7 protein-coding genes and 2 pseudogenes are annotated in these 13,291 nt (G+C 52.0%); 5 read left to right on the top strand and 4 right to left on the bottom strand.

What is annotated here, in order from left to right:
- Nucleotides 1-131: 131 nt before the first annotated feature.
- Nucleotides 132-1,370, bottom strand: coding sequence for a site-specific DNA-methyltransferase (locus NO978_RS18625; RefSeq protein ID WP_257301038.1), 1,239 nt, complete (start codon nt 1,368-1,370; stop codon nt 132-134).
- Between the two features lie 152 nt (nt 1,371-1,522).
- On the opposite strand from NO978_RS18625, the gene NO978_RS18630 reads away from it, so the two are divergent.
- The 3 genes from NO978_RS18630 to NO978_RS18640 all read left to right on the top strand — a co-directional run bounded on the left by NO978_RS18630 (nt 1,523) and on the right by NO978_RS18640 (nt 4,756).
- The gene (locus tag NO978_RS18630; protein ID WP_257301039.1) at nt 1,523-3,049 is read left to right on the top strand and encodes a restriction endonuclease; all 1,527 of its coding nucleotides are present in this window, start codon (nt 1,523-1,525) and stop codon (nt 3,047-3,049) included.
- 86 nt (nt 3,050-3,135) lie between these two features.
- The gene (locus NO978_RS18635) at nt 3,136-4,185 is read left to right on the top strand and encodes a site-specific DNA-methyltransferase (protein ID WP_257301040.1); all 1,050 of its coding nucleotides are present in this window, start codon (nt 3,136-3,138) and stop codon (nt 4,183-4,185) included.
- A 118-nt stretch (nt 4,186-4,303) separates the two neighbouring features.
- Nucleotides 4,304-4,756 (top strand): hypothetical protein, encoded by a 453-nt coding sequence (locus NO978_RS18640; RefSeq protein WP_257301041.1) that lies wholly within the window; start codon nt 4,304-4,306, stop codon nt 4,754-4,756.
- Between the two features lie 10 nt (nt 4,757-4,766).
- Here the strand turns inward: NO978_RS18640 and NO978_RS18645 are convergent, their stop codons facing one another.
- The gene (locus NO978_RS18645) at nt 4,767-6,980 is read right to left on the bottom strand and encodes a DEAD/DEAH box helicase (protein WP_257301042.1); all 2,214 of its coding nucleotides are present in this window, start codon (nt 6,978-6,980) and stop codon (nt 4,767-4,769) included.
- Nucleotides 6,981-8,346: 1,366 nt separating this feature from the next.
- Here NO978_RS18645 and NO978_RS18650 point away from each other — a divergent pair.
- Nucleotides 8,347-9,636, top strand: coding sequence for an orc1/cdc6 family replication initiation protein (locus tag NO978_RS18650; RefSeq protein ID WP_369684165.1), 1,290 nt, complete (start codon nt 8,347-8,349; stop codon nt 9,634-9,636).
- A gap of 1,282 nt (nt 9,637-10,918) precedes the next feature.
- On the opposite strand, the gene NO978_RS18655 is transcribed toward NO978_RS18650, so the two are convergent.
- Nucleotides 10,919-11,242, bottom strand: a complete 324-nt coding sequence (locus tag NO978_RS18655) for a hypothetical protein (protein ID WP_257301044.1) — start codon at nt 11,240-11,242, stop codon at nt 10,919-10,921.
- Between the two features lie 77 nt (nt 11,243-11,319).
- Here NO978_RS18655 and NO978_RS18660 point away from each other — a divergent pair.
- Nucleotides 11,320-11,772 (top strand): annotated as a pseudogene (locus NO978_RS18660) (hypothetical protein); the annotation flags it as partial.
- A 162-nt stretch (nt 11,773-11,934) separates the two neighbouring features.
- On the opposite strand, the pseudogene NO978_RS18665 reads toward NO978_RS18660, so the two are convergent.
- Nucleotides 11,935-13,291, bottom strand: a pseudogene (locus NO978_RS18665) (hypothetical protein); the annotation flags it as partial.

Raw genomic sequence — 13,291 nt, forward strand, 5'->3', positions numbered from 1 at the left:
CTTAAGCCGTGTACCTAGCACCAGTCTTCTCAGAGAAATCCAGCGGCTTCAGCTGTGAGGATAGTACCGCCCAAACGTGGTCAATCAACCACGGCTACTTCATCAGCTCCCGAATATCGCTGATAGATGATTCACTCACTATCTGCATCCTCAGTGACGTCGTCGAGGTTCTGAAATCGGAATTGAGAGCCCTCAAGATACGATTCGCTATATTCGAATGCCAGCCATTTCCGGCCAGTCTGCTGGGCCATCTGCCCCGTTGTGTTACTACCAGCAAATATATCGAGCACTGTATCACCAGGCTCCGTCAGGAATTGAATGAAGAATTTTGGGAGCTCACGGGGGAACCGTGCGGGGTGAATTTCAGTATCGGTGGCCTTGCACGCCTTGAGATACGTAGTCTGGGACCGCGTGTTCGCGATTTCGAGGACGTTGTCTTGGGTATACGCTGAACCGACGGTTTGGACGAACTCCTCCACGACGTCATTCTCTAAAATGACATCAAGGAGGTTCTCCGGGATATCGAGTTTCTCGAGCAGTTCCTCGGGATCGACGTGTGGTGTCGATTCATCGATCGTGTTCATGAAATTGGGACGAATAGCCCCATCCTCAACTGGTTCGTCGAACGTGTCGCTTATTGAGTGTTCGCTGGGACGATCCTTTGCAGTATACCCGGATTCCATGAGTTGCTTCTGGGCATCACTATATTCCTTGAGGACTCGCCTGTTGTCTGGTTTCTCCCGGGCAGACCCTTTGGAGAGCCACCACACGTGATTGACTGCATCTTTTACGCGAATCCGCTCAATCGTCACCCACTGGGCAGGCGTCGGTAATTTTGCGGGATTGTACCAGTAGAAGTCCTGGGCGAGATTAAACGACTCCCCGATTTCCGTGGCCAGTTGTCCTTCGTCATCGGTCAATGCATGAAGCAGCTCGAAGTGATAGTGCGAGCGGAGAGGTTCCCCTTTCTGCCACCCTCCGCCAATATCGATGACGAACGAACCGTCTTCCTCGAGAGTCTGATAGACCTTGGCGGCGAAGTCCAAGAACCAGTCAACGTACTCTTCTGGCGATTTGTTGCCGTACTGTTTCTCTTTTCGGAGTGCAAACGGCGGTGAGGTTACAACAAGGTCGATGGGTGAACCATTTATCTGGTCGAGTAATTTGAGGCTGTCCCCAGCATATGCAGCCCCCTGAACCGGCCGACCTCCAAGCTGCTCAAAGGATAAATGCACTTCTGTGGTCTCGTTTCCGGGCGTTGTGACGTACTCAGGGGCTGTCCCGTTGAGAAGGTCCGTCACTTGTCTGGGGGACGTTTCAGCCATCAACTTCGTCGGCGTATCAGTCCCGCGATCTCCGTCAAGTTCCATGGCGTGTTCTATTGGCCCAGCTCTATGATAAAAACATCTTCTATCTGAGCTGAAGGGGGTGTGAATTTTCGGCTTTCAATATCTCATACCAGCGGTACCACACACGGCGGTACATCTAATACATCAGTCATAATATTGTCCACACCACGCTCATGACCGATAACCAGTCCACCCTACCGTTCGGTGACGCATTCAGCCCTGGCCAGCTACACACAGACGCTACAGAAAGTTCCGAACTCGTTGTTATTTTAGAGCTTATTGCCGAGCATGAGGGAAACGAGGACAAATTCAAATCCGCTGTGGCAGAACGGTTTTTTCAAGAGACACAGGATTCCGAGGAACGAGCTCGACTCGTTGTCCTCGGCCTCAAGGATCCCGGTTACCAACTCGTCACTGACGACTTCACGTTCACGACCCTTGGCTCTCGTCTCTACGAACTCCGTAGCGACGAATCTGAACTCTATGATGCCTTTGCTCGTCATATTCTACTCAATCTACACGGCCGCAAGGTGATTGAAGTCATATTGGATCTTGACGCAAGTGGGGAGAAAACGACCGCAGAGAACATCAAAGACGCTCTCGAGCGACGATATGGTATCACCGTCAGTGAAACAAGCAACCACTGGAGCCAAATGCGGGGGTGGCTCAACAAAGCCGGCATACTCAACACTGGCTCCCATCACTACAACATCGACACCGAACGCCTCAACGAGGTTCTAGATCTCAGCTCACAGGAACTGGAAACACTTGAGGATTTCACCACAGAACAACGTGCTTTCCTCCGCGGATTAGCTGCCATTGACCCCGGCGGTCCGATTAAAAATACAAAGGTTCGAGAAATTGCCTCCAACAGGCACGACGCAGAAATCCCCCAGAGCAAAATTACGGAGAATATCCTCGAACCACTCGCTGACGCTGGCTACATCGAGATCTCGACTCGGCGTGGTGCTCCGAATCTCGTGGAGCCGACAGCCGACTTCGAGGCGGAGGTCCTCAGTCCACTTCTAAGGCAATTAGCTGAAAGGATCGATGTGCCGCGAGAAGCACTCCAGCTCAATTTCGCGGAGTTGGATAATGCAATCGGAGTACAGTCGAGTTCGAAGCGGCGAACGGCGCTTACAGCCCTCGGTGTCCGGCTTGGTCGACAACTGGGGCTCGAATATGTTGGTCGCCGAACCGAGGACACTGGTGCAGGAGAAGTCAGCGCTGACATCATCATGGATGATACCACTTTCACTCTAACGCGGTGGTTGGTTCACTGTTCTGCATCACGTTCTCAGGTGACACCCACTCAGATAGCCAGTACGACTACGACGGCCCGTCTCACGAATGCGAACACCATTCTGTACGTAGCTCGCGGGGGGTTCCGAGAAGATGCGAATCGCATGGCCACCCGGATCATGAAAAACGAGCCATATACGATTCTGACATTAACCAATCAACCGAATCCTGCTTACGATGATGATCCCAACGAGTTATTCGACGATTTAGCTGAGCAGCTATCCACAATCCGTCGTACGAAAGCTCTCCCAGAAGATGGTCCATTCCGTGGAGTATCAGTATGTCAATTTACCGAAGACGACTCAATCCAGCGGACGGTCGCGGAGTTCGAAGATGGTTTCGGTCAATTCAAAGAGAACGAAAGCGAGTCACGAGGACTGGACGAGTTCACCGATTGATGCAGAGGTAACTGTAGTTGGGGTTCAATACACTACTGAAATCTGGAGTCGGTCCACTTACGTCCATCGAGCGAATTCAGGTTGATATGCCTTCGACGCTGCCGGTGTCCGATTTACTCTCTTCGTCACCGGCCTACACGTCGGATTTGGGAGCTGCATACCATGGCGACAGCCGTGAACTTCTGCAGGAACTCCCCACAAATTCGATCGATCTTGTTGTGACCTCACCCCCATTCGATCTCGCTCATCAGAAAGAATACGGTGACGACTGGGGCGAAGAGGACTATCAAGACTGGTTCCTCGAATTCGCCGCTGAAGTCAAACGGGTCCTCGCTGAGCACGGTAGTTTCGTCATTGAAATCGGGGGAGCATTCGAAGAAGGCACACCAGTTCGATCCACCTATCAGTTCGAGCTCCTTGCAAGGTTGACAAGTGAAGAGGGGATGTTTCAGCTCGCTCAAGACTTCTACTGGCATAACCCTGCGAAACTCCCCTCACCTGCGGAGTGGGTCAACCGCCGTCGAATACGGGTGAGTGATGCTGTCACTCACGTCTGGTGGCTTGCACCAAATATCTCCACAGCAAGCGCAACGGAGGACGACGAACATCCAATTCCTGAAGCTGACAACCGGCGTGTCTTGACTGAATTCAGCGACAGTCAAAAATATCTGCTCCACAAACGGAAGTACAATTCTGGTGAACGGCCATCCGGGCACAACATCAGCGAAGAAGGGTTCTTCACAGATGCCGGCGGAGCCATTCCCGATAATCTTTTCTCCGCAACCAATACCCGTAGTCAGACGCATTACGACAAAATGTGCCAGCGCGCAGGACTGGACAAGCATCCAGCTCGGTTCCCACCTGAGATACCTGAATTCTTCATCCAGTTCCTCACGCCGAATTCGCCTTATGAGAACTGGGACCGGGGGTATCTGGACCGGCCAATCGTTCTCGATATCTTCGGTGGCTCAAACATCACAGGAAAAATTGCCGAGGACAACGACCGCCACTGGCTGGCTTTCGAAAAGGACCAAGACTACCTGGAGTCCTCAGAACTCCGGTTTCTCTCTCCCGGTGAGGTCCTTCGAAAGTACGAGGATGAACAGCGTGGCCTCGATGAGTTTACAGACAAATGATCCGAGTCGGATACGTGAGGGCTTGAGTTTCCAAATTTGTCAATAGAAACGATGAATACTATCTGATTTTCCGCGTTCCGTCACAAGTAATATATTACATTAGCAACATCCCCTTCGTATGGGTAGAGACAACAAGGACCGATATGGATATCGACATCGCAAAGATTCATCCTATGGCCTTGGGGAGTCAAAACCAGGTGATGTAGGGGACAGTAAGGGGACCATCCACGATAGAGCCACCTCAGATAACAACGTAATCATTGATGGGAAGGCCCAGAATTACGAGTCCCACAAGAGATCTCAGTCTAAAAATACCGAGACTAAAAAGTCATCAAATTCCAAGAAGAGTCAGAATTCCAAGTCCCGGCGGAGTCAGAAGGGACAATTTGCGGAACTCGATGGAAAAACGGTTGAAGTCACGGTCGAACGGGTGAGCGGTTCGGGTAATCCGATCGCCACGTATCGGGGGGTTCACGTGCATGTCCCACACGGGAATCCAGGGAACAAGTATGAAGTTGAATTGGATGCCCAGAGTGGGTACTTTGTCGGGAAGGAAACTCTGAAAGAGTAGTTCAATAGACCTACGATAACATCCAGCCCTGCGATTGGATATACTCCGCTAATTCTGCGTATAAATCGGCGCAGCTCTCACTCGGAGAGCGATGTGGAGCGACGGTTCCTAATGTGTCCCAGTTACCAACAAGGACTAGCCGTTTCCGAGCACGCGTTACTGCAACATTTAGTCGGCGAGGGCCTTCCACTGGGAATTCCAAGAACCCACTATATCCATCTGGATTGCTCCGGACAAATGAAACGATGATCGCCTCACGTTCGCCGCCTTGGAATGAATCAACAGTATCGACAGTCACCACTCCGGGATTATCGATTCCTACCCGGTGTATTTGATTCCGAATCTTCCTGATCTGACCGCTGTAGGCAGTAATTACACCAATATCCTCAGGACCAAGTCCACTCTTGACGAGCAATTTCACTTGTTTCGCAACTGCCTCAGCTTCCTGGGGATTGTAATATGAGTTTCCGTGTGTCTGTCGCTTCTCCTCACCTTGAATATTCACCCCCATGATCGGTTTTAGATCATCGACAGTCCAGTCCCTGTTCCGGGACGCAGTCTCCAACTCTCCTTGATAGAACGCCTGATTGGGGAATTCAGCGATTTTTTCGTGCATTCGGTATTGCTTCCGGAGAAGAACTGCGATATTCTCTCCGTAGCGGTTTAACAGATATTCAAACAATGAGATGTGCATATCCTCTTCCTGCATTGACTCGTCGGCACAGTAAGGCGGGAGCTGCTTATGATCACCAGCCAGAACGAGTTTACGGGCGCAATTGAGCGCGATTGCTGTCGCCGGTCTGCTTGCCTGACTAGCCTCATCGACCACCGCAATATCGAATCTGTTTTGCTCAAAGGTTGCAGCTCCGCTCGTCGTTGCGGCAACAATATCAGCATCTGCCACTGATTCATATGTATAATTTGTTCGGACTACCTGATTTCGCGAATTACTACCGACTCGGGCAACAGAGAGGTTCTTTTCTGGGTCCTGGGCCATTTCATGGAGTGTATCATCCTCGGGTGAATCCAGTGTACTATCCCCAACTAACAGATTGTCTACTGCTTGGTTAGAGTGAGCAGTCACAAGAACGGAATTCCCTCGCGAAACTGTATTTTCAACAAAGGCAGTAAGGGTTCTCGTCTTCCCAGTCCCAGGGGGGCCATGTATACAGACGATGTCTTCCGCACTCGTTGCCCAGATCAATGCCTGACGTTGATATTCATTTAATTCGATACAGCCTTCTGGTAACGCGTACTCATTCACGGAGAATGCGACATCTCGCTGACCAGTTAGGAGCTCACGCTTTTCATCGCTTTTTTTGACTTGGCTAATAGCGGTGAGTCGACGCTCGAAAGGAACTGGATTGAGCAGAGGGTGTAGCCATACTTCGGTATTATCTTGACTCAGATATCCCCGCACGGATTTTGTATTCTGAATACCGTCTTTCTTCGGTTGAATTGTTATCGTCTGATCCCCTACTGAAATCAGTTCAACAACTATCGGGAATGGGTGATTCTCCCCCTCAAGATCCAAGATACAATAATTACCTTCGAACAACTCCTCATCATTTCGTAGATTGACATCCTCTTCGTCGCCGTCTTCGACAACGAATTGAAACCGATACGCTGACCGTCCATTTTTCGCCTTTATTTTTGAGATGTGAGCAAATGGGCCTGAGACGAGATTCCGATGAATTGCTGATTCTAGCCCAACTTCATTGTACGTCTCCCAGTTTGCTTCCTTTTCTGCATCACGTTCTGAGCGGACGAACCCGCGAAGTTGTTGGAAAAACTGTTCCCGTTCAGTCTTGGCCAACCGATCAATCGGTGATACTTGATCTTTTGGCAATTTTGATTCATCTATGTCGATCTCGGGCTCAGGACGGTGGGATGGCAGCCAGAACCGTAACCGATGGCCGATTTCATTCGTCTCTAATTTCTCACAGTCAATGAATCGGGGAGTTCCAAAGTTGGAATCAATACAGCCGATATCATCGTTTTCAGGGCGGTAATAAACGTACTCCCGAATAGGAGCTGGCTCATCTAGTTCAAACAATGGCAAGACAAATCGACCCTCATTTTGTGTCGAGATCTGGAGCTCATCGTTAGCTCTCGAAGCAGCTTCAGAAACATCAACAGGGTCGTACTCTCCGCTTCGTATATCGGTTGTCAGGAGTTCAGCGTTGCTCCGTTTCCAGTCGCTAAATTTTTTGTATGGATTCATTGTCATTCGCTTGAAACCGAATATCCAGACGATTATTTCGCGGGGGTTTTCTGATTATTGGCCAGGCAGCGATACAAGTCGAATACTGACTACCAATAAAATAACCTCAATCATATTATTGCTATGACACTACAGGTGTTGAATCCGGAGATAATGACTTTTCCGATACTCCGCATACAACCTCCCATCCTTCAGTTCACGCAATCGCTGTTAGTTATTCAACTGCCGGTTTTAAGCCGTTTAATCCGTAGAAAGCAGAAACCCCTGTCCGAAGGGCACACACTTCCGAATCGCATCGCCTTAGCCTATGAAGAAATCAAATCCCATAACTGCTCAACGATAGTACACAACTTGGCAGAGCTGTAGAGAGTATCGCGACCACTTGGAGACCGAACAGATCAGCGGCAACTCGCAACGCCAGAAGACACAACGTTGAGTTCATTCACCCTCATCAGCGTCCTGCAGTGGCGGACTGACCCACTACCCCACGTTTCCAACCTGTGCTGGTTTCATCGAACCCTACGCTTCTATCGAGATTTGCGGTCTCGTCGGTTCCCCATTCAGGCGGCAGGAACAGTGGAAGGAGTTCCATCAATTGCGGACGGCCCCGGGGGTGGGGACTGTCTAGTCGAGTTGCTCGGTTATCATCGTCGGTCGTCTCAGTATTCAGATATTTGAACTCATTTTCGGCGCAATCATGCGAAAGAACCACTTGTTAACCAACACAACTCCAGTAATGGCGCCTTTGTTGGTTAAGACTCGTTGGCGTGAGTTCCCACGCACGTCAATGAGAGATTCTCAAAGACTTCGACCGGACACATTAGGCTGAGAGTGTTCTCAAAGGTAGCGGGTCCGCACCATCCATAGCATTAGCTGCAATCGGTCGTAGCTTACTATCTTCCAGTATCGGGTGTCCCGTATATTTATATACAGGAGTCGACTTTTACACTTCGATGACGGGGGGTGTGGCCGACAGATTATTTGAACGACAATATCACAAGTATCCAGATCCAGTCGGACCAGCCGCTGTTTCACTTCGAACACGGGGGGTGAACCACAGCAATGTACTTCGTCACCGGTGCTGAGGAGGGTAACCTCAGACTGGTGAATGCGAGGAGTAGCCCAAATAACGCGGAGAGATATACATCGACGGAGGTTAATCTTTTTAACACCTCCGTCACACAGCAGAAGTATGGCCGGCAGCAATCAGGGTGGCACTAGTCAATCTACGTTGGAAGATGAAGCAACGCAATCACAGACAGAGGATACGTCCGACGCCACTCAGCAGGATACCGCTGCCGACAACGCGTCTCTGAGTCTTTCCGAAGACGACAGTGACGGAAGATCACAGCAGTCGATTCGGGATATGCTCAACGAGGATGGTGGCGGGTCAGTCTTCGTCAACCGTGACCTCGTCGAACCCGACACCATCATCGACGAAGAGCGGATCGTCGGTCGCGACGACCAACTCGAGTCCGTGGTGTCGTTCCTGAAGCCGACACTGCAAGGAAACCGGCCACCCAATATGCTTCTCTACGGTCCGGCCGGTACTGGGAAGTCACTCATCATCGGCGCCGTGACGCAGCAGATTGTCGAGCTCTGCAAATCGAAGGGTGAGAGCTTCGGCGTCGTCGACATCAACTGCCAGCCGATCAATACCCTCGACCAAGCAGTCTACGAACTCGTCCAGACGGTGGCGAAAGATGTCGGTGCAGAGGTTGGCGTGCCCGAAACTGGCGTGTCGACTAAACGTAAGTACCGACGTCTCTACGAACTCATCAACACCCACTACGACTCAGTCATCTTCATTCTCGACGAGATCGACCTTCTTGTCGGACGCCGCGCTAACGACGAGCCCGCCTACTCGAAGTTGCTCTACCAGCTCTCGCGAGCCAGCAACACGAACGAGATCGAGGGAAGAGTCTCCGTCGCGGCGCTGACGAACGATCCGAAGTTCATGGAGGACATCGACGGCCGGGCCGAGAGTTCGTTCAACCCACGGGACGTGTACTTCCCGGACTACGATGCCAACCAACTGCGCGAGATACTCCAGAATCGTCGCGATGCCTTCCGACCGGATGCGCTCTCCGACGACGTGATTCCACTCGTCGCTGCCTTCGCAGCACAAAGTCACGGGGATGCTCGGAAAGCCATCGACCTGTTCCGTGGCGCCGGCGACCTCGCCGACGAGCGTAGTGACGCCAGCGTCGAGGAACATCACGTCCGCGAATCCCAGGAAGAGATCGACAAGGACCGATCGTTGAAGCTCGTCGAGGGACTTACGACGCAGAAAAAAATCTCGTTGTACGCCACTGCTGCCGTCGCGCATTACTCGAAACGCTCAGGAAGTTCGGTTCCGAGCCCCGTCGGATTCAAAGTGTATCAGTGGGTGACGGACGAGCTCGACGCGGATCAGATGACTCGGGAGACGTACGTCAAGTACGTCAAAGAGCTTTCCACGTACGGATTGATTTCGACATCGAGGAAGAGTCGAGGTCGCGGTGGTGGGATGTACATGGAGTTCACCTTCACGGGTGACCCCACGGGAATCATGAAACGGATTACGGAGGACACCCGATTGGAGAGTATTGCCGAACAGGATGAACTCCTCCGAACGGTGGTCAACACACAGCTGAAGAACTTCCACCAGGACTGAGGTGGGCGGTTTTTACGGATTTTGAGTTTGGACACACCCCCCGTCGTCGATGTGTAAGTTCCTGACCCCTCCCCCCGTCATCGAAGTGTAACTGATTTCGATACAGTGACTGATTCCACGAAAGCGAGCAAGGGCGTTCGGTATTAGTTTTCGGAGAATCTGGGTCGCCAATAGTGCAAATCACTCCTACAGGATTTACTGATATTGAAAGATGCCTTCGGCAAAACGAGAGGGAAGGGATCCCTGACGAATTTCCTCGAGTCAATACTGCAACCCCCTCCCCCCGTCATCGATGTGTAAATCACCGATGAAGGGTGGGTAGAGACCACAGAACGAACGGTCTCAATAGGACGGAGAGCGTCTAACGCTCGTGATAGCAAGGAAAGAAGGGTGTAGAACAACGACCATCCAGAGCGATTAACATCGTTCGGTCAGCTGGAACACCACTCCACCTGACACTCACTCTAGGTCCATTGCGGTTTTGGTTAATCCGGAACCTACATAAAACTTCGTTAGACTAGGGTCATAAGTTCCAGAGAAGTTATTTCTGGAGTTTCACGGCCCTCTTGTCCGTTTATGCGGCTGTTCCATCTGTCTTTCTATGACCTCGACTACTCCCCCCGCCCCCTTCTCACAGTTTTACACATCGATGACGGGGGGAGAGGGTCTCTGTCTCTGGGCTCATCGATTTCGTCTTCACTTCGAGTTAACCGGTGTGTTGTACTCATTCTCCACGAATCACCCTCTCACCACGGTCAGTAGAAGTAGCGGTAGCTTCTTTCGCCCGTTTGCTTCGTTGTCTTCACTGTAATGCAGGCCCCGCTTGCAGGAACTTCATCGTAATCCTCCGGATCTGTTGAGATTTCGCATTCTTCCAGCTCCTCGAGTTCCAGTTCGCCGAGCAGCCGGGGACGATCCTTGAGACACTACGTGAGGACTCTCGGATTGGGATGGTCTCGTCCAGCGAAGTCGAATCCGTAGTGAAGGCACAGCTCCGTACTGAGTCCTGACTCGGACTACGGGGACACCCCTCTATCGAAGTGTAACCGTTGCCTGTATAGCAGTTAGCAGTAGAGAGACTCGACAACGTATTTCAAGCGACGGATTTGGTAGTGCCAAAGTCCGACTTTGTCATCGGCTTTGGAATCCAAACTCCCCTCTATCGATGTGTGACTAGGGACTAGACTACTATTTACGGGCGATTTCGGTATTTTACACTTCGAAGATGGGGTGTTGGGTTCGCCCCACAGCGCACGTGGAAACATCACATTTTGAGTTGAGATTACTCGTCGGGGTTGACTGGGGCTTTGTACTTGGATGTGACCGAATCTCCTTCCCGCCACTGCCAGTAGTAGTAGCGGTTGTCGTTGATTTCCTTGATCGTGATCGTCGCTTTGGCAGGGACGTCGTCCGGGAGATCGTCTGGTCGCTCTTCGACTTCATCTTGATCTGCCGACTCCTCGAGACGGGCCTCTCGTTCCTTGTATTCGGCGAGCGCTTCGGCGTATGTAGCAACGTCTCGGAGTTGCCTCGGTTCTGACTCGTTGAGTGTGTTGACGATTTCCGTTGGGAGGCTTCCCGGTGGACTCGGAGGTTCGTAGGACATCAGCTACTCTCGTATTAACCAACACGGCCCACGAATCCATAGTTCTGTTGGTTAAGGCGATGGAGACGGTTCTCTCGATTGCTGTCTGTACACTACTTGAAACTTCTTTATATACAAGTTTCGTACTATGTTACACCGTACTCCGGCGCATCGAACTCGAGGCTCTCGCCACGGTCGACCTCGGCGACACGATCTCCGAACTCGCGACGAAGCGCAACTACAGCGAGAGGTACTTCTCTCGTGCCGTCGGCGACCTCGTCGAGAAGGGGCTCGTCTACACGGAACACGACGGGCGGCGAAAACGAGTCGTTCCGTCGGATGCTCGCGCCGTCGAACTCTACCAGGACCTCGTCCGCCAGCACTCCCACGTCGACTTCCCCGAGCTGCTGACCGGCAAGGCACTCGAGGTGCTGTACTACCTCGACCAGCCGCGAACCGTCTCCGAGATCGCCGACCGGAGCGACAACTACCGCAACACGGTTAACCGCGTCCTCAAGCGGTTTCGCGACCGTGGTCTCGTCGGGACGGCGCGGCCGGGGAAGTTGAAGTGGATCCGAAACTCGCCCTGGTGCTGCGAGATACCCGTTCACGGCGCCGTGTAGATGCGAGATTGGGCCTGTGTGGAAGGCGACTCGTCCGTTACCCTGTGTAGTCGCTCACCCGCTAAATGGGTTCTGCGGGACAAGTCGGCTTTAACATCCAGTCGTATCGACAGCTCCTCTGTTTTTCTTTTGACAATTACAGAGTGCTGACTCGACGGAGAAGACAGCTTCTGGAAGCTCCATCTCCCGCTCTTCACACGCGTATGCGGTAAGCCGGGTCAGGTATTGCGTCCTCTCCCGCAACTCTGCGCTACCGACACCGTCCAGCCCAAACACGTGTTCTAAGCCCCGCCGAGGGCCGTTTGAGTTCACATATTCGTATCGGAGCTGGGTCGGCGCTAGCCAATCGTAATCCAGCGCTTGTACGACGACTTCAAGGAAATCGAATGCCGCCAGTCGTTGGAAGGAATACACGTTCTGCTTGATTTGCTGGAGAGCATCTAAGAACGGAGTATCATGATCCAAGTCATCAAGGAAGTCGGTAAACGAGGAGTTTACCTCTGCTGCGAAGGTTTCCATCGATTCTACAAGAATTTCTGCCTCGTGGGGTCCGTAGCTCTCTCCTTTTTCACGCCGTCTACCTGCGTTTCGTGGGATATTGCTGCGATGTCCATGGGGCCAGCCGCTGGAGTTGTGAAGTTCGTCAAAAACACCCGATAGGGTCTCCAGAACTTCATCGCTCGTTGTTAATTCGGAGAGGCTCCGGATACCTAATCCCGAATCAGTAACGAGAGCGTTGGGGACTTCAAGTGACCATCCTCCAGAGACATAAGAGAATGCTGCTATCACTTCTTGCTCGGTAGAGAGGTTATGATCGTCGATGAATGCGCGGAAGTCGGAAAACGACGAAGGAGGACTGAGTTCTGCATCGAAATCCTCGAACCCCGGCTCCGTCGAAAGTGGCGCTCCGTATAGGTGCCGAGCGTCACCCGTCTGGTAGACCTCGAGTAACTCGTCTCTCTTTTTTTTGGTCAATTGAACTGGACCTCGATACCATACCATGTGGATGTCGATTCCGTCCGAATCGAAGAACGGAATGCGCTTTTCATCGGGTCCTAAGGACCCTTCTGGGAGAGAAAGTGGTACGGCAGTGTCGTACAGTTCTGATTCGTCAGGATCCCCAAGTAGCATCAAGAGGTTGGAATCCTGTTCCGGGCGGCGCAGGTGAGCGTTGTTGGAAAATGGAGATTGCTCAGCCTCCGGTAGGTTCCGATATTCCTTGATGGAAATCGGATCCCGCTGGAGTCGAAAATGTCCGAATACGTAACCGCCCCAGCCGTCGTTAATCCAGTATCGCTGCCGCCTTCCATTCTCGAAATCGTATGTGTTTAGCCCGAGCTGATTTCGCCACCATCTCATAGGAGGCGCACAAATCGGGCTGTATGAGCTGGCAGCGGAGGTTCGTGATGATCCACAGGGATGGGCTCCGTCGCGGAGCCCATCCCGT

Origin of the sequence: Haloarchaeobius sp. FL176 (assembly GCF_024609245.1) — an archaeon.
Lineage (GTDB): Archaea > Halobacteriota > Halobacteria > Halobacteriales > Natrialbaceae > Haloarchaeobius.

What these genes read in the sequence shown, in the direction of transcription:
- NO978_RS18625 (WP_257301038.1), bottom strand. Translation starts at nt 1,370, where the DNA reads ATGGAACTTGACGGAGATCGCGGGACTGATACGCCGACGAAGTTGATG.
- NO978_RS18630 (WP_257301039.1), top strand. Translation starts at nt 1,523, where the DNA reads ATGACCGATAACCAGTCCACCCTACCGTTCGGTGACGCATTCAGCCCT.
- NO978_RS18635 (WP_257301040.1), top strand. Translation starts at nt 3,136, where the DNA reads ATGCCTTCGACGCTGCCGGTGTCCGATTTACTCTCTTCGTCACCGGCC.
- NO978_RS18640 (WP_257301041.1), top strand. Translation starts at nt 4,304, where the DNA reads ATGGGTAGAGACAACAAGGACCGATATGGATATCGACATCGCAAAGAT.
- NO978_RS18645 (WP_257301042.1), bottom strand. Translation starts at nt 6,980, where the DNA reads ATGAATCCATACAAAAAATTTAGCGACTGGAAACGGAGCAACGCTGAA.
- NO978_RS18650 (WP_369684165.1), top strand. Translation starts at nt 8,347, where the DNA reads ATGCTCAACGAGGATGGTGGCGGGTCAGTCTTCGTCAACCGTGACCTC.
- NO978_RS18655 (WP_257301044.1), bottom strand. Translation starts at nt 11,242, where the DNA reads ATGTCCTACGAACCTCCGAGTCCACCGGGAAGCCTCCCAACGGAAATC.